This is a genomic window from Paraburkholderia metrosideri (assembly GCF_904848625.1).
GTDB classification, from domain to species: domain Bacteria; phylum Pseudomonadota; class Gammaproteobacteria; order Burkholderiales; family Burkholderiaceae; genus Paraburkholderia; species Paraburkholderia metrosideri.
Genome location: NZ_CAJHCP010000011.1, coordinates 204,521 through 228,077, shown reverse-complemented (window position 1 = coordinate 228,077; position 23,557 = coordinate 204,521). Strand labels below are relative to the sequence as shown.

Here is a 23,557-nt window from a genome sequence, read left to right as displayed (position 1 = left end):
CGTGTCAGGTACCCGGCGGGCAACGGCCACCGTGACTACCAATGGCGCCATCGCCCGGAGCGCGGATCGATCCGGGCGGCAAAGCGCAAGAGCACGCTGAGTGCGATCGGCCAGATCGCAAGGAAAGTAATCAACCAGCTCATCGCCGACGGAAAGAAAAGGTAATCTTTGATGATCCATCGCGTGTGTGAATCCGCCATGACCTTCGCAAATCCAGACGAAAAAAAAGCCCGGCACGAGGCCGGGCTAACGGGGGTTCGGCGCATATCGGCAAAGGACCGGTTCACCATGCGCCAGAACGAAATCTAACAACCCGCATTTACAAGTGCAATCTATTAATTTCACAAACAATGTGACACGGCGAACGGATTCCGCACTCCGTGAACTATAAATGTCGGAAATAAGCCGGCCAGAATCGCCGCACATTTCGGCTAATAAATCCGCGACTGGCGCAAATCAGAAACCGTCGGTTCACCGCAGGGCCGCAGCGCTTCAGCATCTACATGGAACACGCTAATATCGCCTGAGGAAAGGCCTCTGGCTGAATTTAACTATCCTCCCTAGTACCTAACCGACATGAGTACGGCGCATTATGTGCGGTAAAGTCTTGGTGCGCCAACGCACCAAGCCGACGTATTAGTTGTTATCGACCGAGATCAATAAAAGTCTACATCTTCAAAAGAAAATTCGCGATTGGCGAAATATTAAACATAGTCAAATCAGCCGACAAATTGCGAAGCGCCAATTCAAATGGCGATTTTCTTTTCATCAAACGAATGATAAGCGCCGCTCGCAAATGTTAAATCCAGCCGACTCGCAAAAGACGGCCGGAAAGCGCAGCGTTCACATGACCCGCAAACCGAGTTCGGTGATCAGCACGGCCGCCTGCTGATGCGAAATCGTCGCGCCTTTGAACAGCGCGGCATCGACGAGCCGAACGCCGCTGAGATCAGCATCGCGTAAATCTGCACCATCGAAACGCGCGCCCTTCAGGTGCGCATTCCTCAAGCTGCAGCCCTCGAAAGTCGCTTCACGAAAATCGACGCCGGCCACATCGGCATCCGAAAAATCCAGTTGCTGCAGCACGGCTTTGCGAAACGACAGTCCACGCAGATGCGCGCCGACCAGCAAGGTTTCGACAAAGCTCAAACCCAGCGCCGCGCACGCCTCGAAGTTCGCGCCGGTCAGCTTGCAGCCGCGAAACGATGCGGACGCGAGCTTTGCGCGCCGCCAGCTGGTGTTGTTCAGATCGCTTGACTGGAATGCCGCGTCGATCAGATCGGCAGACGCAAAATCGGCCTGGCGGCCACGGCAGCGGACCCAACGGGTATGGGACAGCGCGGCGCCGAAAAACGAAGTTTCGACGATCGAACAGCGATGAAACTCGGCGCCGCGCAAATCGAGTCGCGAAAGGTCGACGCCTTCGAAATCGCAGTCGGTAAAATGAAGCGGCTCATGGTGGCCGGCTTCGGCGCCCGCATGGTTCGCCGCGGTCAGGCGCTCCACGTCTGCGCGCGTCAGGGTGGCATCGCTCACCGCGTGGCCTCGCGCATCCGGCGCCCGCGTCGTTGAATCGAGTGACATGTAGGTTCAGAATCGATTTAGAAAGACCTTAAGCGTACCGGAACGCGCGCCCGCCTGGCGGGCCGCGCCGATGGTTTATAGTGACGGCCCCGTCAGAGCCCGCTTACGATGACTTCCACCCCCACCCCAAACGACGCTTCCAACTACGCCGCCCACAGCCCGCTGTACGCGACGCTGCTCGCGGAAACCGCAAAAATCGGCTGGACCGAACTCGAACGCTTTTTCGCACGCGGCATCTTGCTGCGCGTTGCGCGCGACCTCGATCTGGTGAGCGTCGCCGAGGCCATTGCCAGCGACGACACCAGGCAGGTCACGCAATGGCTGTCGGCGGGTCTGGTCGAACGGGTTCAGGCCGACACCGCCGCCGATTTCGCCGCGCGCGATCCCGACCTGTGGGCCGTGGTCGTATCGCCGTGGGTGTGCGTACAGGAACGCAGTTGAGCGACGCCACGCGCGCTACCGATTCGGCGAGCGCTGCGGCCAACGCTGCGGCGGATGCCGCCACCGCGGCCGTCGACCCGAACGGCCCGGCAGCCACGCCCGCCGTGCCGGTGCACTGGCATCGCCGCGTGCTGACGCTGGCGTTCCCGATCGTCCTCGCCAATCTGACCCAGCCGATCCTCGGCGCGGTCGACGCCGCAGTCGCCGGCCATCTGGACAGCGCGTCGTATCTCGGCGGCGTCGCGCTCGGCGGACTGTTTTTCAGCTTCGTGTTCTGGGGCTTCGGCTTCCTGCGCATGGGCACCACGGGCCTGGTCGCACAGGCTCACGGCGCGGGCCACGACGCGCAATTGCGCAACACCGTGCTGCGTGCGCTGCTGATGGCCGCCGCGATCGGCGCGGCGGTGCTCGCGTTGCAACTGCCGTTGATCGACTACGCGTTACGCCTGATCGGCGGCAGCGACGCAGTGCAGCGTCACGCGCGCATTTATTGCCATGCGCGCATCTGGGCCGCCCCGCTCGCGCTCGGCAATTACGTCGTGCTCGGCTGGATGCTTGGTACGCAGCGGGTACGGCTTGCACTGCTATCGCAGGTATTCATCAATAGCGTGAATATCGTGGCGGTGCTGCTCTACGTGTACGCGTTCCATTGGGGGGTGGCCGGGATCGGCGCAGCCACCGCCACGGCCGACGCGCTCGGCTTCGTGCTCGGCGCGGCGCTGCTGTGGCACGGCAGGCCGCGCGGTCTGCCGCCGGTGAACCGCGCGGCCTTGTTCGATGCGACGGCGCTCAAGCGCCTGGTCGTGCTCAATCGCGACATTTTCATCCGCACGTTGTGCGTGCTGTCGACGTTCGGATGGTTCGCCCATCTGGGCGCCCGGCAAGGCGACGCCACCCTCGCCGCCAATGCGCTGCTGCTCAATTTCCAGACCTTCATGGCTTATGGGCTCGATGGCTTCGCGCATGCCGCCGAGGCGCTGGTCGGCGCGGCGATCGGCGCGCGCAACAGGCACGCGTTCGTGCAGGCGGTCAAGGTCACCGCGCTGTGGTCCGCGATCGGTGCGCTGGGCTTCTCGCTGGTGTACTGGGGCGCGGGATCGTGGATCATCGGTCGACTGACCGATCAGGTGGCCGTACGCGCCGTCGCCGACACGTATCTGCCGTGGGCCGCGCTGTCGCCGGTCATTTCCGTGTGGGGCTTTCTGCTCGACGGCGTGTTCATCGGCGCGACCCGCACAGCCGAGTTGATGAAATCGATGATGATGTCGATGGTGGTGTTCGTCGCGGTGTCGTGGGCATTGCTCGCGCTGTACGGCAACCACGGGCTGTGGGCGGCGATGATGGTCTTTATGGCGGTGCGCGGCGTTACGCTGGCGCGCTATCTGCCGGGTGTTGTGCGTGGGATCGCGGGCCCGGCGGCGGCGTAGCCGTAGCCGTAGCCGCAGCGCCCGTGGACACAAGCGCCGTGTAGGCGAATTCGCCCGCCTCGCGCCTGCCAACGGGCAATCGCCATAAGATCATCCACTTGCATTTCGCATAGCGGGACCCCGTTACGGCTTGAAACAAGCGCATACATATCGCGCGTGAAGCTCGCCCTAGAATGACTTCAGCCCGCGCTCTCCGCGCGAACAGTCTGCGCGGGTCAGAAGCGCCGGCGTGCCCGCGCCGACGCTTCGCCTTCTTTCCTCACCGTACGGACGAATACGGCTAATGCGCATGCAAGGTTAGCAGGCACCTCAAGGCGCGGTGGGCACCATGACCGGCGGACGTGTGTCGGTCGGCACGCCGTGATAGTCAGCGGGATCCTGCGGCGGCGGGCCGCCATGATGGACTGACGAATCGTCCGCACAGCCGGCGAGGCCGGCAGATGCAGCCAGTGCAGCGGTCAATAAAAGCGTGATCATCGGAACGCGAAACATAGACAGTCGTCTCTCCAGACAGAATCGGACAACGGCAACCAGATGGAAAGCCGGGCGCGGAGAGTCTACCTGTAAAGCCCCATCCGCGATGCGCGACACGCGGTTCATCCCTCCCATTTCGTGATGCGTGACCTACTATGAAAGTCACAGCCACATGTCATAGGAGACTGCCATGGACGCTGAAACGATCGCGGGTCTGGTCGGGCTCGCAATAGGTCTGGCCGTGCTGTTCGCGCTGTCGATTTTCGAATCGAGAACTTACCGGCGTGAACATGACGGCGAGGGAATGCTGCATCACTGGCTGACTCATCAGAACATGCATATGCCGCATTGGAAGCGGCCGCGGCATTGAGTGATTAGAGAGATTTCCGCTTACGTTGCTGTGATGCTTCACAACGCGGGCACCTGCGGAGCGGCGTGAATGCCGGAGACAAGTCGTGTCGACCTCGATCATCACGTCGGCGCATTCATTGATCGATGCGCCGACATCCGATCGCGCAACGCGCGTGGTCGCCGTTTCGTTGCCTGGCTGCTTCGTTCGTGAGTCGCTTCGCTAGACCGATGGCGGACACGAGCGCGGTCCGTCACTTTGGCGCATGGCCGCGTGGCCAACCAAAACCAGACAACACGGAACGCGCGCAAATTCTTCCTGTTCAGCGCCAGTTCATTGCAACGCCAACGCCCATATCAATGCCTCGTCGCGCACCCGACACCGCTCTCTGCCGGCCGTCCCCGTTACCGCCCTGATAGGCACATGCCTTGCTGATGATCGACGGCAAGGCGCGCATTGAGAAGCGCGTCAATTGTCCCGGCGCTTACGCGCCGGACCAACCGGCGACGCGGCCCAGCCATCCCGAGGGCCAGACAGGGAGACTCGACAATGACCATCGGAACCATCCTGCTTATCGTGCTCATCCTGCTGCTGATCGGCGCGCTGCCGAGCTGGCCGTACAGCAGCGGCTGGGGCTATCGGCCGACCGGCCTGCTCGGCGTCGTGCTGATCATTGTGATCATCCTTCTGCTGATGGGCCGCATATAAAAGCGGCAGCATCGAACTCTTTTTACGTCCGATGCAATTCGTGGTTGACTCCGGCCCGTCATGCCTCTATTATCCTGCCTTCGTCGGAGCGTAGCGCAGCCTGGTAGCGCATCTGATTTGGGATCAGAGGGTCGAAGGTTCGAATCCTTTCGCTCCGACCACGAAAAGCAATACGAAACCCGCGTAGCCTCCGGCTTCGCGGGTTTTTGCTTTTTTACGCGCCACTTGCCGGGTTCGCGCGATCCATGTCGGATGCTTCAGGTACCCGCATTTATAGCGCCGTCACCGCCCATCTATCCGACCAAACCTTGCGGCCACCCGGGCCCGCATGCGACAGTCATTCAAACTGGCGCACAGTGACCACCGTGACCTGAGTAACGACACTCACTGATGCGCTGCAAAACAGAGTCAAGGAGACACGCATGGATCTGATTCTCTGGCGTCACGCCGAAGCCGACGACTACGCCGCCAGCGATCTCGCCCGCGCACTCACGACTCGCGGCCGCAAACAGGCGCAGAACGTCGCCAAGTGGCTGCGCACCCGTTTGCCCGCCGACGCTGTGGTTCTCGCGAGCCCCGCTGTGCGCACGATCCAGACCGCCGAAACGCTGAGCGACCAGTATCGCGTAGTGCGTGAACTTGCCCCCAACGCGAGTGCCGATGATGTCCTCAACGCTGCGGGCTGGCCGAATGGCATCGCGCAGACGGTCGTGATCGTCGGCCATCAACCGACGCTCGGCCACGTCGCCGCGCGACTGCTCGGCAACAGCAACGCAAGTTGGCCGCTGAAAAAAGCGGGCGTGTGGTGGATCGCGAGCCGCGAGCGCGACGGCGGCGAGCAAGCCGTCTTGCGCGCGGCGATGAGCCCCGATCTGATCTGAGTTAGATCGAATGCGGGCGTGAGAAAGACGCCCGTACCGGTCCGGGGCACGGCTAGCGAATCTCGGTCCCCCGTTGCCGGTCGCGCAAAAACAACGTCCGGGAAATCTCTCCTCAACATTACAAGCCCCACGCACGCGGCTTACACGAGGTCATTCAATCGTCATGGCTTTGCCATGCGAGCGTCACCAGGCGTTACTACATTGGCGAAAAAAGAAACCTTACTTTTTTCGAACAGGACCCCCAATGCGAGAACTGCCGACGTCTACCCTGCCCCTCGCTTCGATCTTCGACACGCGCAGTTTGCCGCGCGCCGAGGAAACGGTCACCGCGCAACATCGCCTGCAAGTCACGTGGGCACGCACCGACGACGAGCTTCGTGAAGCGCAGCGTCTGCGCTACCGTGTATTCGCCGACGAAATGGGCGCACGCCTGACAGGTCCCGCAGGTCTGGACGTCGATGCATTCGATTCGTACTGCGATCATCTGCTGGTGCGCGATCTCGACACGCTGAAGGTGGTCGGCACGTATCGCGCATTGCCGCCGCATCAGGCCGCGCGCATCGGCCGCCTGTATGCGGAAAGCGAGTTCGACGTATCGCGCCTCACGCACCTGCGCGCGAAGATGGTTGAAGTGGGCCGTTCGTGCGTGCATCCCGACTATCGCAGCGGCTCAGTGATCATGTCGCTGTGGGCCGGACTCGCCGCGTATATGAAACACAATGGCTACGAGACGATGCTGGGTTGCGCGAGCGTCGGGATGGTGGACGGCGGTCATTACGCGGCGAATCTTTACTGCTCGTTGCGCGACACGGCGCTGACGTCGCCGGAATATCGCGCGTTCCCGCATACGCCGCTGCCGCTCGACGAATTGCAGACCGGCGTCGAAGTCGCGGCACCGCCGCTCGTGAAGGGCTATCTGCGGATCGGCGCGAAGATCTGCGGTGCGCCGGCATGGGATCCTGACTTCAATACCGCAGACTTTCTGACGCTATTCCGACTGTCCGATATCAACGCGCGTTATGCGCGTCACTTCCTCGGCGAATGACCACGCGGTATTAACCACGCCGCGATACACGTAGAAAAGCCCGGTAAAACCGGGCTCTCCATTCACGCGTGATGCGCAAAAGCTTCACTCGTCCGTATAAACCACGCGATACGGAATGCCGACCTTTTCCCACTCCGCCGCTTCCTGAATCAGGCTGTAATCGGTCAACGGATTATTGGCGACCCACTCGTTCGGCAAGCGCACTTCGTACCCGCCATTGACCTGCGCGACCGCAATACCTGGCAATCCGACATCCGCACGACGACGGCATAGCAGCGCCGCGAGTCGCAGACAGAACAGCAACGGCCACTCCACCTCGCGCGTTTGCGACAGCTTGCCGAGTTTGCCTGCGTGACCCAGCACGAGCGCCGCGAGCCGCGCCTGATCAGTGCGGGAGAAGCCCGGCATGTCGGCATTACTCGTAATGTAGGCCGAATGCTTGTGGTACGCGCTATGTGAAATCGACAGCCCGATTTCATGCAGCGACGCCGCCCAGTTGATAAACATCCGGTTTTCCACCCGGCGCTCTTCGTCGGGTTCCGCGAACTGGTCGTAAAAGCTCGCCGACAATTCGCCGATCCGCGCCGCCTGCGGACGATCCACGCCATAGCGGCGCATGAAGCCTTCCACCGTCACCGTGCGCATATCTTCGTGCTGCGAACGGCCCAGCAGGTCGTACAGCACGCCGAGGCGCAGCGCGCCGTCGGTGGTGTCCACGTAATCGACGCCGAGTTCGTCGAACACCGCGATCATGATCGACAGACCGCCCGCGAGCACCGGAATGCGATCGCCTTTCAACGCAACCAGCTTCAACCGGTTGACGTTCTCTGCCTTGATCAATGCCCGCTTGAGCCGCTCGAGACCGCCGCGCGAGATACCGTGCGTGATGCCCGGATCGTTGAAACCATTCGCCTCAACCAGTTCAGCCAACGCGCGCGCGGTGCCCGACGAGCCGATCGCCTGCTCCCAGCCGGTTTTCTTGTACTCGGCAGAGATGATCTGGATTTCGCGGCCCGCGGCGAGTTCGGCCTGGCGCATCGTGTATTCGTCGACATTACCGGCCGGGAAAAATGCACGGCTATGGCTCACGCAACCGATGTACAGGCTCTCCATCTTGATCGGCGTGTAGTGCGAGCCGATGATGAATTCCGTCGACCCGCCGCCGATATCGACCACCAGACGCTTGCCCGGGCTGGCCGGCACGGAGTGTGCCGCGCCCGCATAAATCAGGCGCGCTTCTTCACGCCCGGCAATCACTTCGATCGGAAAACCCAACGCGGCCTGCGCCTCCCCGAGAAACTCGCCCGCGTTCTTGGCGATGCGCAACGTGTTGGTCGCGACCGCGCGCACGTGATCGGGATGAAAGTCGCGCAGACGTTCGCCGAAACGCTTCAGCGCGTCCCAGCCACGCACCTGCGACGCACGATCGAGCATCTTGTCGCGCGACAGACCAGCGGCAAGACGCACCGGTTCACGCAGCGCATCGACCTGATAAATCTGGCTGCCCGCCTCGGTTTCCTCGACCCGGCCGACGATCAGACGGAAGCTGTTCGAGCCAAGGTCGACGGCGGCGAGGAGTTGTGGGGTATTGACCATCGGGTAAGCGGACTCCATGCGCGCGAGCGCGGCGGCGGTGGGCGACGAAGACAAAGGCGCCGGACGTCGACCCGGTGCTTTGGGCGTCTTGTGGCCGGCCGCGCTATTCAAAGACGCCATTCTAAGCGTACCGGGCCTCACGATGTCACCTCGCAGCAATGGGGGTGCCCGATGATCCCATAACCACTGCGTCATATTGACGACACGCAACGATTCAAGCGTAGAATAAAAAAATCGAGAATGTCATAACAACGTCATCATATTGTGAGAATTTCCGAGCGTCTTTCCGCCTCTCTTCCTGACATTCCATTCTCGCTGCCGATGTCCATCCGCTATCCCCTTTTGAATCGCGAACTGGGCATTCTGGGTTTCAACGAGCGTGTGTTGGCACAAGCTGCCGACCCAGCCGTCCCTTTGCTCGAACGCTTGCGCTTCATCTGCATCACCAGTAGTAACCTCGACGAATTCTTCGAAGTCCGCATGGCCGGACTGCAGGAGCAGATGCGCGACAATCCCGGCGCATTGTCGCCGGACGGCATGTCGTTGCAGCACGTGTACGACCTGGTGGTCGAGCGTGCGCAAAAGCTCGTGCATCGTCAGTACACCATGTTGCACGACACGGTATTGCCCGCGCTCGAAGGCGAAGGCATCTATTTCCACGGCACGGAAGCGTGGAACGAAGCGCAGACCGAATGGGCGCGCAATTATTTCTTCGACGAACTGCTGCCGGTGCTCACGCCGATCGGACTCGATCCGGCGCATCCATTTCCGCGTGTGCTCAACAAGAGCCTGAACTTCGTCGTCGAACTCGAAGGCAAAGACGCATTCGGCCGCCAGGCGATGATGGGCATCGTGCAGGCGCCGCGCGCGTTGCCACGGCTCGTGCGCATGCCGCAGGGGCTGTCGGGCTATCCACACGGCTTTGTGCTGCTGAGCTCGCTGTTGCAGCGCTTTGTCGGCGAGCTGTTTCCGAACCTCGTCGTGCGCAGTTGCAATCAGTTCCGCATTACGCGTAATAGCGAACTGTTTGTCGACGAAGACGAAATCACCAATCTGCGCGTCGCGTTGCAGGGCGAATTGCCGGCGCGACATCTGGGCAATGCGGTGCGGCTCGAAGTATCGGCCGAAACGCCCGCGCATGTCGTGCGGCGTCTGCTCGACGAAAGCGGTCTGTCGAACAAGGACTGCTATTACGCGAACGGCCCGGTCAATCTGGTCCGGCTGATGCAATTGCCGGAAATGGTCGACCGGCCCGATCTGAAGTTTGTGCCGCACATTCCCGCTATTCCGCCGAGCGTCGCCAATAGCGCGAGCATGTTCGACGTGATCGATCAGGGCGACGTGCTGCTGCATCATCCGTATGAGAGCTTCCAGCCGGTGCTCGAATTGCTGCTGCAGGCCGCCAAAGATCCGAACGTGGTGGCGATCAAGCAGACCATCTACCGTACCGGCACCGACTCGCCGCTCATGGACGCGCTGATGCAAGCCGCGCGCAACGGCAAGGAAGTCACGGTGGTGGTCGAGTTGCTCGCGCGCTTCGACGAAGAGACCAATATCAACTGGGCGTCGCAGCTTGAAGCAGTGGGCGCGCACGTGGTGTACGGCGTGGTGGGCCACAAGTGCCACGCGAAGATGATGCTGATCGTGCGGCGCGTGTCGGTGGGCGGCAAGACGACGCTCAAGCGCTACGTGCACCTCGGCACGGGTAACTATCATCCGCGTACCGCACGCCTTTATACCGACTTCGGTTTGATGACCGCCGACCAGAAAATCTGCGAAGACGTGCATCACGTGTTCCAGCAGTTGACCGGTATTGGCGGCGAGCTGAAGCTGCATGAGTTGTGGCAGTCGCCGTTCACGCTGCATCCCAAACTCGTTGAAGCGATTCGTGCGGAAGCCGAGCATGCGCGCGCAGGCAAGAAGGCGCGCATCGTCGCGAAGATGAATGCGCTGCTCGAGCCTACGGTGATCGCCGAGTTGTATGAGGCGTCGCAGGCCGGTGTGAAGATCGATCTGATCGTGCGAGGGGTGTGTTCGCTGCAGCCGGGTGTACCGGGGCTGTCGGAGAACATCACGGTGCGTTCCATCGTCGGGCGCTTCCTCGAACATCACCGCATCTTCTACTTCTACGACGACGGCAAGGAACAGGTCTATCTGTCGAGTGCCGACTGGATGGACCGCAACTTCTTCCGCCGTGTCGAAGTCGCGTTTCCGATCAACAATCGGCGTTTGAAGCGGCGTGTGATTGCAGAGGGTCTATCGGCGTTCCTCGGTGACAATCAATCGGCATGGCTGATGCAAAGCGATGGACACTATCGTCGCCGCCGCCCCGGCAAGTCGTCGCGCAATGCGCAGATGAGTCTGCTGACGAAGTTCTGTCCTTGAAGGATGAATGCGCGCCCGTCGTTCAGACTGGCGCATCCTGATTCGAGACGTGCATAAAAAAACCGCCTTATTCAGGCGGTTTTCTCTTGCGTCGACGTCTGTGTTCCCGACTATCAAACCGGCGCCGGTTGCCGCCGCGCCGTGCGATACACCGGGAAGCGCACGGTGAACGTGCTGCCGCGTCCCTCTTCGCTCTTCACGTCGAGTTGCGCATCGTGCCGCTGCAGCACGTGCTTGACGATCGCCAAACCCAAACCCGTGCCACCGGTATCGCGCGAACGGCTGCGATCGACGCGATAGAAGCGCTCGGTCAGCCGCGGAATATCCGCAGCCGGAATGCCCAAACCGGTATCGGTGACGGAGAACACTGCGTGGCCACCTTGCGCATGCCAGTTCACCCTGATCGCACCGCCGTCCGGCGTATAGCGAATCGCGTTGGTCACGAGGTTGCCTAACGCGCTGAGAATTTCGGTTTCGACGCCGGTGACCGTCAGCCCCTCGTCGGTATCGAACGTGATCCTGTGATGATCGCTCGACAGGCTTTCGGCGTCGTCCCGCAAATGACGCAGCACTGCGCGCATGTCGATCATCTGATCGCTCGGCGGCTTGTTGTCGCCTTCGAGTTTCGCGAGCACCAGCAGATCGCTGACGATATGACGCATGCGTGAAGCCTGCTGCTCCATCAGTTCGAGGTAGCGCGAACGCTCTGCTTCGCTCAGCGGCAACTCGCGCATCGTCTCCAGAAAACCGGACAGCACGGTGAGCGGCGTCTTCAGTTCATGCGAGACGTTGGCGACAAAATCGCGGCGCATCGCATCGGTACGTTCCAGCTCGGTAATGTCTTGCGACAACACCAGCTTGCGATTCTCGCCGTAAGGAAACACCTGCACCGACAGCACGTTCTGACGCTTGTCGCCCATCCCGCGCATGATCAGCATCTGTTCATACTGGTGCGAATTCAGATAACGGACAAAGTCGGGATGACGCACCAGATGCGTAATGTGCTGACGCAGATCGCGCTTCGCATCGAGGCCGAAGTGGCTCTCGGAAATGGCATTGCACCATTCGATCTGGTCATGATCGTCGAGCATCGCCACGCCGTTCGGCGATGCCTGGATGGCCTGAATGAAACGGGAATGCTGCTGCTCGACCTGGCGCACCTGCGCATGCCAACGCTTCGCGAGCTTATGCAAACGGTAATAGATTTCGCCCCAGATGCCGGGTGCGCTCGGCACTTCGCCGTACACCGGCGCGTCGAGCAGACGCCATAGCCGCTGCTTGTGAAAGGTGCTGAAAATGCTCTGTGCAAGCAGCATGACGATCGCGAGGACGAGTGCTGCCTTGACGTTCACGAGTGCGCCGACCACTGCGCAAAGAACTGCCAGCAGCACGATCGACACGAGGGAGCGCGCCCAGATGATGTTCATGGTCTAGCGATCGAAGAGAAAAGCACACGCGCCGAAATTGGATTGGCCGCGCCTGCGCATGGCGAATATGACGTACCGGGAATCTGCCCAACCCGAGCGACGCAAGCGGTAAGAACCAGCCCGCGCCGCGACGGTTTGTCAGGCGCTCTTCGCCAGCCGGTAGCCGCTACCGCGCACCGTTTCGATCATAGCATCGCACCCGGCCGGCTTCAGAGCCGCGCGCAGACGCTTGATATGTACGTCCACCGTGCGCTCTTCGACGAACACGTGGTCGCCCCACACCTGATCGAGCAATTGCGTGCGGCTATGCACGCGCTCCGGGTGCGTCATGAAAAAGTGCAGCAGACGGAATTCCGTCGGACCGAGGTCGAGCTTGATCTCGCTGCCTTCGGCATGCGCAGCGACGCGGTGCGTAGCCGGATCGAGCTTGAGACCGTTGATCGCGACGAGGTCTTCGGTCAACTGCGGCGCACGGCGACGCAACACCGCCTTGATCCGCGCCATCAGTTCCTTCGGCGAGAACGGCTTCGTGACATAGTCGTCTGCGCCGATTTCGAGACCCAGCACCTTGTCCTGCTCATCGCCACGCGCGGTCAGCATGATGATCGGAATGTGCTTGGTGCGCTCGTTGTTGCGCAGATCGCGGGCGAACGCAATGCCAGATTTACCCGGCAACATCCAGTCGAGCAGCACGAGGTCGGGCAATACATCGCTGATCAGGTTCTGCGCCTGCTCCGCGTTGTATGCGCGAATCGGGCAGTGTCCGGCGTGTTGAAGATTGACCGAAATCAATTCGGAAATGGCGGGCTCATCTTCAATGACGAGAATGCTGCTGGGCATCGGCACCTCTGTTCCTTATCTCTGGATTAACTGAGTGCTTCGCGTTCGAGCGCGTCGCGCGACTTGTGCCGCACGTCGGTGCCCTTCACGATGTAAATGATGAATTCCGCGATGTTCTTCGCGTGGTCGCCGATCCGCTCGATCGCTTTCGCGATGAACAGAAAATCGAGGCCCACCGAAATCGAACGCGGATCTTCCGTCATGTACGAAATCAGCTTGCGCACGAACGCGCGGAATTCTTCGTCGATCGCTTTATCGTCGCGCACGATCTGCGCGGCGGCGACCGTGTCGAGACGCGCGAACGCGTCGAGCGCGCGGCGCAGAATCGACACCGCCATTTCGCCCGACAGCTTGATCTCGGCAATGTTGATGGTGCGCGACGCGCCGTCTTCCATCAAACGCTTGGTACGTTTAGCGATTTTTTCGGCTTCGTCACCGGCGCGCTCGAGATTCGTGATGGTCTTCGAAATCGCGATCAGCAAGCGCAGGTCACGCGCGGCCGGCTGACGGCGCGCGATGATGTTGCTGCATTCTTCGTCGATCTCAACTTCCATCTTGTTCAAACGGTCTTCGGCCGCGATCACCTGTTCGGCGATATCGAGGTCGAATTCGTTGAGCGCCTGCATCGCGTTGACGATCTGCGATTCAACGAGGCCACCCATTTCGAGCACTTTCGAAGACACCAGATTCAGGTCGGCATCGAACTGGCTGGACAAGTGTTTATCGGACATGTCGTACTCCCTTATTTCTGCGCTGTGGCTTAGCCGAAGCGGCCAGTAATGTAGTCCTCGGTTTCCTTGCGGACCGGCTTGATGAAGATCTTTTCGGTGTCGCCGAATTCGATCAACTCGCCGAGGTACATATAGGCAGTGTAGTCCGAACAGCGGGCCGCCTGTTGCATGTTGTGCGTGACGATCACCACCGTGTAATCGCTCTTCAATTCGGCGATCAGTTCTTCGATACGGCCCGTCGAAATCGGGTCGAGTGCGGAGCAAGGTTCGTCCAGCAACAACACTTCAGGACGGATCGCGATGCCGCGTGCGATACACAACCGCTGTTGCTGACCGCCCGACAGACCGTAGCCGCTCTGACCCAGCTTGTCCTTCACTTCGTTCCACAGCGCGGCCTTGGTGAGCGCCCATTCGACGCGGTCATCCATTTCCGAGCGCGGCAGCGTTTCGAACATCTTCACGCCGAATGCGATGTTGTCGTAGATCGACATCGGGAACGGCGTCGGCTTCTGGAACACCATGCCGATCCGTGCGCGCAGCAGCGAGATATCGCGCTTGGAAGTCAGCAGATTTTCGCCGTCCATCATGATCTCGCCTTCCGCGCGCTGCTCCGGATAGAGCGCGTACATCTTGTTCAGCGTGCGCAGCAACGTGGACTTGCCGCAACCGGACGGGCCGATGAACGCGGTCACCTTGCCCTCGGGAATGTGCAGGTTGATGTTCTTCAGCGCGTGGTACTTGCCGTAGAAGAAGTTCAGGTCGTTGATCTCGATCTTCGGACGCGACGGCGACGAAGCCTGGCCGCTCTGCATGGGATCGGAACCGGCGGGCGCGGGATGACGCGCGATCGGATTGAGTTGAGTTTCTGCCATATTCATCGGATTACACTCCGCCCTTACTTATTCGAGAAGACCGTGCGCGCGAGGACATTCAGTCCGAGCACCGCGAGCGTGATCAGGAAGACGCCGGCCCATGCAAGCGATTGCCATTGCGCGAACGGGCTCATCGCAAACTTGTAGATCGTGACCGGCAGGTTCGCGACCGGCTGATTCATGTTCATCGAGAAGAACTGGTTCGACAGCGCCGTGAACAGTAGCGGCGCGGTTTCGCCGGCAATCCGGGCAACCCCGAGCAGCACGCCAGTAACGATACCGGAGACGGACGCCTTCAACGTGATCGACAGCACCATTTTCCACTTCGGTGTGCCGAGTGCGAATGCGGCTTCACGCAGTGCGTTGGGCACCAGCTTCAGCATGTTTTCGGTCGTGCGGATCACGATGGGGATCTGTAGCAACGCGAGCGCGAACACGCCGGCCCAGCCGCTGAAGTGACCCATTTTCGCGACCACCAGAGCGTAGACGAACAGACCGATCACGATCGACGGCGCCGACAACAGGATGTCGTTAATGAAGCGGGTGACCTGCGCGAGCCAGCCCTTCTGACCGTATTCGGCGAGATAGACGCCCGCCAGAATACCGATCGGCGTGCCGATGAAGGTAGCGAGACCGACCAGCATCAGGCTGCCGACAAGCGCGTTGGCGAGACCGCCGCCGTCGGTATTCGGCGGGGGCGTGGACTGCGTGAACAGTTCGACCGACAAACCACCGATACCCAGACGCAGCGTCGTATAGAGAATCCACACGAGCCACACGAGGCCGAATGCCATTGCCGCGAGCGACATGGTCAACGCAATCGCGTTCTTGAAACGGCGACGCCCTTGCAGACGCACACGCATGGCTTCGAGCTGAGCCGCGTCGTGTGAACCCGGCATATTCAAAGTGGGCTGGCTCATTTCGCGCCCTCCCCTTTTTCGAGGCGAAGCAGCATGATTTTCGAAATCGCCAGCACGATGAAAGTAATCACGAACAGGATCAGGCCGAGTTCCATCAGCGCCGACGTATGCAGGCCCGGGTCCGCTTCTGCGAACTCGTTGGCGAGCGCCGACGTAATGCTGTTGCCCGGCGAGAACAGCGAAATGTTGTCGAGCAGATTGGTGTTGCCGATCACGAACGTGACCGCCATCGTCTCGCCAAGTGCACGGCCAAGACCCAGCATCACGCCGCCGATCACACCGGTCTTCGTGAACGGCAGCACGATCTTCCACATCACTTCCCACGTCGTGCAGCCGATGCCATAGGCCGATTCCTTCAGCAGTACTGGCGTGACTTCAAACACGTCGCGCATCACCGAAGCAATGTACGGAATGATCATGATCGCGAGAATCACGCCCGCGCACAGAAGGCCGATGCCGATCGGCGGCCCGGCAAACAGCGCGCCGACGAACGGAATGCCGCCGAGCACCGCACCGAGCGGCTTCTGGAAGTACTGCGCGAAGATCGGCGCGAACACCAGCAGACCCCACATACCGTAGACGATCGACGGAATGGCGGCGAGCAGTTCGATCGCGATGCCGAGCGGCCGACGCAACCACGCAGGCGCGAGTTCGGTCAGGAAAAGCGCAATGCCGAAGCTGACCGGCACCGCGATGATGAGAGCGATGAGCGAGGTGGCGATCGTGCCGTAGATCGGCACCAGTGCGCCGAATTGCTTGCTAGGTGGATCCCACTCGGCGGTCCACAGGAAGCGGAAGCCGAACTCCCTGATCGACGGCATGGACGCGACGACCAGCGAAATGATGATGCCGCCGAGCAACAACAGCGTGATGATGGCGGCAAGGCGTGCCAGACCGCCGAAGATCACGTCGCCGGCGCGGCTGGGCGCCTTCTGCTGCGACGTGCTGCCGGGCGGCGTAGACCTGCTGGCGCCGGACGCTAATTGGATATCGGACATGAGAGCCTGATGGACCTGTTTCCAGTTGCCGTATGACACGTGTCGTGCGGCCGGTGATGCTGAAGTTCAGCTGGACTCGATACGGGTGCATGCCGCACGTAAAGGCAGGCAAGCTTGCTGCAAGTTAATCGTTGCGGTTAATGCCATTGGCCGTCCTCACACGAGGACGGCCAATGTAGTACGACCTGCTGTTGCTTACGTCAGAAGCTTAGTCGGCGATCGGCTTGCCTGCTGCGTCTTTGACCTTCGCCTTCCACTGCGTGCGGATTTCAGCCGTGACGGATTCCGGCAGCGAAATGTAGTCCAGATCGTTTGCCGCTTGCGTGCCGTTCTTGAATGCCCAGTCGAAGAACTTCAGCGTTTCCGTGCCTTGCGCCGGCTTGTCCTGCGCCGTGTGCAGCAGCACGAACGTTGCGCCGACGACCGGCCATGCATCCTTGCCCGGCTCGTTCGTCAGGATCTGGTAGAACGACTTCGACCAGTCAGCACCGGCAGCCGCTGCCTTGAAGGTTTCCGTCTTCGGCTCGACCACTGCGCCCGACGAATTCTTCAGCGACGCGTATGTCATGTGGTTCTGCTTCGCGTATGCCCACTCCACGTAGCCGATTGCGCCCGGCAGACGTTGCACGAAAGCAGCGACGCCGTCGTTGCCCTTGCCACCCGTGCCGGTCGGCCAGCTAACCGTTGCACCTTCACCGACCTTCGACTTCCAGTCAGGGTTGACCTTCGACAGATAGTTCGTCCAGATGAACGTCGTGCCCGAACCGTCGGCGCGGCGAACCACGGCGATGTCGGTATCCGGCAGCTTGATCTTCGGGTTCAACGCGACGATTGCCGGGTCGTTCCACTTCTTGATTTTGCCCAGGTAGATATCGCCGAGCACTTCACCCGACAGCACCAGTTCGCCCGGCTTCACGCCCGGCACATTGATAGCCGGCACCACGCCGCCGACCACCGTCGGGAACTGGAACAGACCTTCCTTCGCGAGTTCGTCGTCTTTCAGCGGAGCGTCCGAACCGGCGAAATCCACGGTCTTCGCAACGATCTGCTTCACGCCACCCGACGAACCGATACCTTGATAGTTGACCTTGCCGCCGCCGGACTTCTGATAAGCGTCGGCCCACTTCGTGTAGATCGGTGCTGCGAAGGTGCTGCCCGCGCCAGTGATGTCTGCGGCTTGCGCTGCCATAGCGAAAAGCGCGCCAGCGACGCCAGCGAACACGGTTTGCATCAATTTCATGAGACCTCCAAGGTGTGAGCGGGTGTGAGCGGATAACTCGAACACCGCGAAGCTTAGGGTCTATTTGTGACAGTAACGTGACTTATCGTGAATCGAATGTGACAGTGGAATTACAGGACGAAAGGCGTTTGGAGGGACGGAATGGGGGGTTTCGCGGCGGTTCAGGCGCTATTTGTAGGGTGATTTGAAAGAGGAAATCAGGGGGTGAACGTTTGCGAGAGGGTGAGGGCAAACGTGGTTGGGAATCTGCTCGCGGCGGCAATTGCGGCATATTGCCGCGGCGTGCGCGATGGGTTGCGGCAAGATGCGGTTAGCGGGCCGTTAGTTGCGCTGGGGACGCGCATGATGCCGCGAGATTTCCGGCAGCGGCAGCGGCAGCGGCAGCGGCAGCGGCAGCGGCAGCGGCAGCGGCAGCGGCAGCGGCAGCGGCAGAACGATAACCCGCCGTCCGCGCCGCTGCCGGAACAAAAGCGCTTAAGCCGTGGCCTGCCTCACCGCATCGGCGATGGTTTCCGAATGCAGTAGCGCGTCGTCGGCATTTTCCGCCTCGACCATCACGCGTAGCACCGGCTCCGTACCGGAAGCGCGAATCAGCACACGACCTCGTCCTTTCAGCGCGTCCTCAGCCTTGCCGATCGCGCGACGGATCGAGTCGCTGCCCTTCCAGTCCGCGTCGGGCTTCATACGCACGTTGATCAGCTTCTGCGGGAACAGCGTGACGCCATCCAGCAGTTCGGCAAGCTGCTTGCCGCTACGCTGCATCGCCGCCAGCACCAGCAGCGCAGAGACGATTCCGTCGCCGGTCGAGTGGCGATCCAGCGACAGAATATGGCCCGAACCTTCCGCGCCGAGTTGCCAGCCGTGCTCACGCAACTGCTCGAGCACATAGCGATCGCCCACCGCCGCGCGGACGAACTTCACGCCCGCTTCCTGCAGCGCGACCTCGACGGCCATATTGGTCATCAACGTGCCGACCGCGCCTGCCACCTTGCCTTCGGTGGCGATGCGGTCCTTCACCAGCACGTACAGCAGTTCATCACCGTTATACAGACGCCCTGTCGCGTCCACGACCTGCAGACGGTCGGCGTCGCCATCGAGCGCAATGCCGAGGTCCGCGTGATTCGCACGCACCGCGCGCACCAGCGCGTCAGGCGCCGTTGCGCCGACACCGTCATTGATGTTGAAGCCGTTCGGCGCCACGCCGATCGGGATCACCTCCGCGCCCAGTTCGTGGAACACGTGCGGCGCGACGTCATAAGCGGCGCCATGCGCACAGTCGACCACCAGCTTCATCCCACGTAGATCGTACGCAGCCGGAAACGTGCTCTTGCAGAACTCGATATAGCGACCAGCAGCATCATCGAGGCGCCGCGCCTTGCCAAGTTGCTCGGAAGCCGCGCACGCGAGCGGCTGATTGAGTTGCTCTTCGATCATCGACTCCACCTCATCCGGCAACTTGTTGCCGTCGGCGGAGAAAAACTTGATGCCGTTGTCGTAATACGGGTTGTGCGACGCGCTAATGACGACGCCCGCGGCCAGCCGCAACGCGCGAGTCAGATAGGCAATGCCCGGTGTCGGCATAGGACCCGCCAGCATGACGTCGACTCCCGCCGCCGAAAAGCCCGACTCCAGCGCCGCCTCGAGCATGTAGCCCGATACCCGCGTGTCTTTGCCGATCAGCACCGTTGGCCGTGCGCCGGATCTGGCCCACCGGTCGGCGCCCGCGAGCACCTTGCCCGCCGCGTAGCCGAGCCGCAGCACGAATTCCGGCGTAATAGGACCTTCGCCAACCTTTCCTCGAATCCCGTCCGTTCCGAAGTAACGACGTGCCATTTTTATCTCTCTCCCGTGGCTTTGGGTTCAATCGTGCGCACGGGCGTGTTTCGCCGCGTCGCGCATAGCTGCCCATACTTTCAATGAATCTACAGTTTGTGCGACGTCATGGACACGCAGAATCGCCGCGCCCCGTTCGGCCGCGCACACAGCCGCAGCGATGCTACCCGCGACGCGCTCCGGAGCAGGACGCCCAACCACCGCGCCGACCATCGACTTGCGCGACATGCCCGCGAGAATCGGGTACGGCGGCTCGGCGCGTGGCGCCGTGTCCGGCAGATGCGCGAGCAACGCATAGTTATGCTCGATCACCGCCTTGCCGAAGCCGAAACCCGGATCGACGCTAATGCGTTCGCGCGCGACGCCTGCCTGCTGCAACCTGGCCACCCGCTCCTCCAGAAATTGGCGGACTTCGCTCACCACGTCTTCATACGCGGGCTCGCCGAGTTGCATGGTCTGCGGCTCGCCGAGCATATGCATAACGCATAAACCGCAGTTGCTGTCGCGTACGGCCTCAATTGCGCCTGGCATGCGAAAGCCCCAGATGTCGTTAATCAGATCGGCGCCCGCGCTTAGCGCATGACGCATCACTTCCGGCTTATACGTATCGATCGATAGCGGCACATTTGCACCGCGCAGTTGCTCGACAAGCGGGATCACACGTTCCAGCTCTTCGTCGAGCGGCACGGGGGGCGCTCCGGGGCGAGTCGATTCGCCACCGATATCGATGATATCCACGCCGTCGAGCATCATGCGCTCGGCCTGACGCAACGCATCGTCGCGCATCGCGTATTTGCCGCCATCGGAGAAAGAATCGGGCGTGACGTTCAGAATGCCCATGACCAACGGGCGTTCAAAGGTCAGCTTGAAGCGACCGCATTGCAGCGGCGCGGGGACGGGAAGAAAACTGCAATCGACTTTCGACACGTAACGACTTCACGCAAAACGAATAAATGCAAAACGGGCCGGCGTGTAACACACCGGCCCGCACTTTCTGCTAATTGCCGATCACGCCGGCGCAGTCGCGCTACCTGGCTTGACTTCGGTGCCCGGGCTGCCGCCCGACGACGCGTCGGTTGCCGACGGCGATGAGCTCTTCGGCGAACGCGGCGGACGGCCTGCCATGATGTCGTTGATCTGATCTGCGTCGATCGTTTCCCACTCCATCAGTGCGGCAGTCATCGCTTCGACCTTGTCGCGGTTTTCATCCAGCAGGCGCTTGGCGAGTGTGTACTGCTCGTCCAGCACGCGACGGATTTCAGCGTCGACCTTCTGCTGCGTTGCTTCCGAAATCGTCCGCGTAAAGCCACGGCCAAACGGCGTTGCGTCGTTTTCGTCGTCGACGTAGACCATCGGTCCAAGTGCGTCTGTCATACCGAAACGGGCAACCATTGCACGCGCGGTTTGCGTCGCCTTGTTGAAGTCGTCCGATGCACCTGTGCTGATCAGGTTCAGGAACAGCTCTTCAGCTACGCGGCCACCGAACAGAATCGCGAGACGATCCAGCAGGTAATCTTTCGAATACGTTTCGTTATCGTGTTCCGGCAACTGCCACGTCACACCCAATGCACGGCCACGCGGAATGATCGTGACCTTGTGAACCGGATCGGCCTTCGGCAGCAGCTTCGCGATCACCGCATGACCTGACTCGTGGTATGCGGTAGCACGCTTCGACTCTTCGCGGATCACAGCCGACTTGCGCTCCGGACCCATGAAAATCTTGTCCTTTGCATCTTCAAAGTCGTTCATCTCGACAATGCGCTTGCCTCGGCGAGCCGCGAACAACGCTGCCTCATTGACGAGGTTTGCGAGATCGGCGCCCGAGAAGCCCGGCGTGCCGCGAGCGATCACCGCTGCGTCGACGTCGTTCGAAATGGGTACCTTGCGCAGGTGAACCTTCATGATGTGTTCGCGACCGCGGATATCCGGCAGACCGACGTACACCTGACGGTCGAAACGGCCCGGACGCAGCAGCGCCTTATCGAGCACGTCGGAGCGGTTCGTTGCAGCGATCACGATCACGCCCGAGTTCGCCTCGAAACCGTCCATCTCGACGAGCATCTGGTTCAACGTCTGTTCGCGCTCATCGTTACCGCCGCCCATACCGGCGCCACGATGACGGCCGACCGCGTCGATTTCGTCGATGAACACGATGCACGGTGCATGCTTCTTCGCCTGTTCGAACATGTCGCGCACACGAGCCGCACCGACACCGACGAACATTTCCACGAAGTCCGAGCCCGAGATGCTGAAGAACGGCACCTTTGCTTCGCCAGCAATGGCGCGCGCCAGCAACGTCTTACCGGTTCCCGGCGGCCCGACCAGCAGCACACCGCGTGGAATGCGCCCGCCCAGCTTCTGGAATTTCTGAGGATCGCGCAGGAAGTCGACCAGTTCGGAAACTTCTTCCTTTGCTTCGTCGCAACCGGCGACGTCGGTGAAATTGATTGCGTTGTTGTTCTCGTCGATCAGACGAGCACGGGACTTGCCGAACGAGAAGGCGCCCCCTTTGCCGCCCCCCTGCATCTGTCGCATCATGTAGAACCAGAAACCGATGATCAGGATCGTCGGTCCGAGGTAATACAGCGCGGACACCAGCGCATTAGGTTCGTCATCAGCCTTGCCGCTTACCTGAACGCCATACTTCATCAGATCGCCGACCATCCAGATGTCGCCCGGCGACACGATCTGGTACTTCTGGCCGTCTGCTGGAGTGACCGTGAGGTTCCGCCCCTGGACGATGACGTTCTTGACTTTGCCGGCCTTAGCGTCATCCATGAACTGCGAATAGGAAACACCTTCCTGGACACGGGGCTTGTCGAACTGCTTGAACACCGTAAACAGCACCAGTGCGATAACCAGCCACACTGCTGCCTTCGAAAACATATTGTTGTTCAAAGCACCACTCCTTCACTTAGACGGGCGCCTACATTTGCCTTGCGGCACCACGAAAGCATTCTAATCCAGTCCGCAGACCCCTGCCATAACGTTTCGCTACCACAGAAATAGCGTAGCGGGCCGCTACAGCGCCAATTTCCGGCGCCATCAGCGCCTTATCGGCAGATGCGGAACCGTTCTGCAGCGCCCCTATGCGGGACGCTTGAGATGCTTACCCAAAATAAATGTTTCTGACGACTTATCCCGCGACGCTTTCGGCTTGCGGGCCGCCACCACCTTGAACTGATGCTTGAACTTTTCGACAATCTGGCTGTAACCGCTGCCGTGAAAGCACTTGACCAAAAGGGCACCATCCGGTTTCAGGTGATTTTGTGAGAATTCCAGCGCGAGGTCGCACAAATGCTCGATTCGCGCGGCATCCGCCACCGCCACTCCCGACAGGTTGGGCGCCATATCCGAAATTACAAGGTCAACCTGACGTTCTCCGACCAATTCTTCCAGCCGACCCACGACCGAGTCTTCGCGGAAGTCACCCTGAATGAAGTGGACGTCAGCGACCGGCTCCATTGGCAGGATGTCTAGCGCAATGATTGTGCCGTCAATGCCGCCTTCGCGCTCGGCGTCGCGTTGCGCGCCTTTGGCGAGTTTGTTGCGGACGTACTGGCTCCAGCTGCCCGGTACCGAACCGAGATCGACAATGACCTGTCCTGGACGGATCAGCTTGTCCTGTTCGTCGATTTCCTTGAGTTTGTAGGCTGCGCGGGCGCGATAGCCCTCTCGCTGCGCCATCTTCACGTAGGGATCGTTGATGTGGTCATGCAGCCACGCGGTGTTGAACTTGTTTTTTGCCATTAAAGGTGAACTCTTGCTGCGTGGTGACGCGCTTTAGGGGATAATACGCGGTTAAT

At 60.8% G+C, this 23,557-nt stretch carries 22 protein-coding genes and 1 tRNA gene; 8 read left to right on the top strand and 15 right to left on the bottom strand.

Annotated elements, in window-relative coordinates; translation table 11 throughout:
• Positions 1-35: 35 nt before the first annotated feature.
• Both LMG28727_RS34305 and LMG28727_RS24720 read right to left on the bottom strand, forming a co-directional pair.
• A complete protein-coding gene (locus LMG28727_RS34305) occupies positions 36-200 on the bottom strand; it encodes a hypothetical protein (protein ID WP_236592317.1) in 165 nt (54 codons plus the stop codon).
• 643 nt (positions 201-843) lie between these two features.
• Positions 844-1,584 carry a pentapeptide repeat-containing protein gene (locus LMG28727_RS24720; RefSeq protein WP_201644931.1) on the bottom strand — a complete coding sequence of 247 codons (741 nt, stop codon included), beginning with the start codon at positions 1,582-1,584 and terminating at the stop codon, positions 844-846.
• Positions 1,585-1,692: 108 nt separating this feature from the next.
• Here LMG28727_RS24720 and LMG28727_RS24715 point away from each other — a divergent pair, with 108 nt between their 5' ends.
• Both LMG28727_RS24715 and LMG28727_RS24710 read left to right on the top strand, forming a co-directional pair.
• The gene (locus LMG28727_RS24715) at positions 1,693-2,025 is read left to right on the top strand and encodes a DUF2288 domain-containing protein (protein WP_201644930.1); all 333 of its coding nucleotides are present in this window, start codon (positions 1,693-1,695) and stop codon (positions 2,023-2,025) included.
• Positions 2,022-3,452 carry an MATE family efflux transporter gene (locus LMG28727_RS24710; RefSeq protein WP_201644929.1) on the top strand — a complete coding sequence of 477 codons (1,431 nt, stop codon included), beginning with the start codon at positions 2,022-2,024 and terminating at the stop codon, positions 3,450-3,452. Before LMG28727_RS24715 ends, LMG28727_RS24710 begins: the two co-directional genes overlap by 4 nt.
• A gap of 309 nt (positions 3,453-3,761) precedes the next feature.
• On the opposite strand, the gene LMG28727_RS24705 is transcribed toward LMG28727_RS24710, so the two are convergent.
• A complete protein-coding gene (locus LMG28727_RS24705; RefSeq protein WP_201644928.1) occupies positions 3,762-3,944 on the bottom strand; it encodes a hypothetical protein in 183 nt (60 codons plus the stop codon).
• 172 nt (positions 3,945-4,116) lie between these two features.
• Between LMG28727_RS24705 and LMG28727_RS24700 the strand changes: the two genes are divergently transcribed.
• The 5 genes from LMG28727_RS24700 (at position 4,117) to LMG28727_RS24680 (ending at position 6,909) form a co-directional block, all read left to right on the top strand.
• On the top strand, positions 4,117-4,296 hold the full coding sequence (locus tag LMG28727_RS24700; RefSeq protein ID WP_201644927.1) for a hypothetical protein: 180 nt from the start codon (positions 4,117-4,119) through the stop codon (positions 4,294-4,296).
• Between the two features lie 528 nt (positions 4,297-4,824).
• Positions 4,825-4,983 carry a DUF3309 family protein gene (locus LMG28727_RS24695; protein ID WP_074764823.1) on the top strand — a complete coding sequence of 53 codons (159 nt, stop codon included), beginning with the start codon at positions 4,825-4,827 and terminating at the stop codon, positions 4,981-4,983.
• 84 nt (positions 4,984-5,067) lie between these two features.
• Positions 5,068-5,144, top strand: a tRNA-Pro gene (locus LMG28727_RS24690).
• A gap of 261 nt (positions 5,145-5,405) precedes the next feature.
• Positions 5,406-5,864, top strand: a complete 459-nt coding sequence (gene sixA, locus LMG28727_RS24685) for a phosphohistidine phosphatase SixA (RefSeq protein ID WP_201644926.1) — start codon at positions 5,406-5,408, stop codon at positions 5,862-5,864.
• Between the two features lie 244 nt (positions 5,865-6,108).
• Positions 6,109-6,909, top strand: a complete 801-nt coding sequence (locus tag LMG28727_RS24680) for a GNAT family N-acetyltransferase (protein WP_201644925.1) — start codon at positions 6,109-6,111, stop codon at positions 6,907-6,909.
• An 84-nt stretch (positions 6,910-6,993) separates the two neighbouring features.
• On the opposite strand, the gene LMG28727_RS24675 is transcribed toward LMG28727_RS24680, so the two are convergent.
• Positions 6,994-8,625: a Ppx/GppA phosphatase family protein gene (locus tag LMG28727_RS24675; RefSeq protein WP_201644924.1), complete on the bottom strand. Its 1,632-nt coding sequence runs from the start codon at positions 8,623-8,625 to the stop codon at positions 6,994-6,996.
• Between the two features lie 201 nt (positions 8,626-8,826).
• On the opposite strand from LMG28727_RS24675, the gene ppk1 reads away from it, so the two are divergent.
• Complete coding sequence (gene ppk1 / locus LMG28727_RS24670) at positions 8,827-10,890, top strand: polyphosphate kinase 1 (protein ID WP_201644923.1); 2,064 nt, start codon at positions 8,827-8,829, stop codon at positions 10,888-10,890.
• A gap of 113 nt (positions 10,891-11,003) precedes the next feature.
• Here the strand turns inward: ppk1 and phoR are convergent, their stop codons facing one another.
• The 11 genes from phoR to LMG28727_RS24615 form a co-directional block, all read right to left on the bottom strand.
• Entirely contained in the window at positions 11,004-12,317 is a 1,314-nt protein-coding gene (gene phoR, locus LMG28727_RS24665) for a phosphate regulon sensor histidine kinase PhoR (RefSeq protein ID WP_201644922.1), read from the bottom strand.
• Positions 12,318-12,455: 138 nt separating this feature from the next.
• Entirely contained in the window at positions 12,456-13,157 is a 702-nt protein-coding gene (gene phoB, locus LMG28727_RS24660; RefSeq protein WP_028199153.1) for a phosphate regulon transcriptional regulator PhoB, read from the bottom strand.
• A gap of 26 nt (positions 13,158-13,183) precedes the next feature.
• Positions 13,184-13,888 carry a phosphate signaling complex protein PhoU gene (gene phoU, locus LMG28727_RS24655; protein WP_042322168.1) on the bottom strand — a complete coding sequence of 235 codons (705 nt, stop codon included), beginning with the start codon at positions 13,886-13,888 and terminating at the stop codon, positions 13,184-13,186.
• A 29-nt stretch (positions 13,889-13,917) separates the two neighbouring features.
• Positions 13,918-14,766 carry a phosphate ABC transporter ATP-binding protein PstB gene (gene pstB / locus LMG28727_RS24650; RefSeq protein WP_201644921.1) on the bottom strand — a complete coding sequence of 283 codons (849 nt, stop codon included), beginning with the start codon at positions 14,764-14,766 and terminating at the stop codon, positions 13,918-13,920.
• Between the two features lie 17 nt (positions 14,767-14,783).
• Positions 14,784-15,680, bottom strand: coding sequence for a phosphate ABC transporter permease PstA (gene pstA, locus LMG28727_RS24645; protein WP_201644920.1), 897 nt, complete (start codon positions 15,678-15,680; stop codon positions 14,784-14,786).
• Positions 15,677-16,678, bottom strand: a complete 1,002-nt coding sequence (pstC, locus tag LMG28727_RS24640) for a phosphate ABC transporter permease PstC (protein ID WP_201644919.1) — start codon at positions 16,676-16,678, stop codon at positions 15,677-15,679. Before pstC ends, pstA begins: the two co-directional genes overlap by 4 nt.
• 208 nt (positions 16,679-16,886) lie before the next feature.
• Positions 16,887-17,918, bottom strand: a complete 1,032-nt coding sequence (pstS, locus tag LMG28727_RS24635) for a phosphate ABC transporter substrate-binding protein PstS (RefSeq protein WP_201644918.1) — start codon at positions 17,916-17,918, stop codon at positions 16,887-16,889.
• 474 nt (positions 17,919-18,392) lie between these two features.
• Complete coding sequence (gene glmM, locus LMG28727_RS24630) at positions 18,393-19,751, bottom strand: phosphoglucosamine mutase (RefSeq protein ID WP_201644917.1); 1,359 nt, start codon at positions 19,749-19,751, stop codon at positions 18,393-18,395.
• Positions 19,752-19,778: 27 nt separating this feature from the next.
• Positions 19,779-20,678, bottom strand: coding sequence for a dihydropteroate synthase (gene folP, locus LMG28727_RS24625; RefSeq protein ID WP_201644916.1), 900 nt, complete (start codon positions 20,676-20,678; stop codon positions 19,779-19,781).
• An 81-nt stretch (positions 20,679-20,759) separates the two neighbouring features.
• Complete coding sequence (gene ftsH / locus LMG28727_RS24620; protein WP_201644915.1) at positions 20,760-22,649, bottom strand: ATP-dependent zinc metalloprotease FtsH; 1,890 nt, start codon at positions 22,647-22,649, stop codon at positions 20,760-20,762.
• A gap of 189 nt (positions 22,650-22,838) precedes the next feature.
• A complete protein-coding gene (locus LMG28727_RS24615) occupies positions 22,839-23,501 on the bottom strand; it encodes an RlmE family RNA methyltransferase (RefSeq protein WP_201644914.1) in 663 nt (220 codons plus the stop codon).
• Positions 23,502-23,557: the final 56 nt, after the last annotated feature.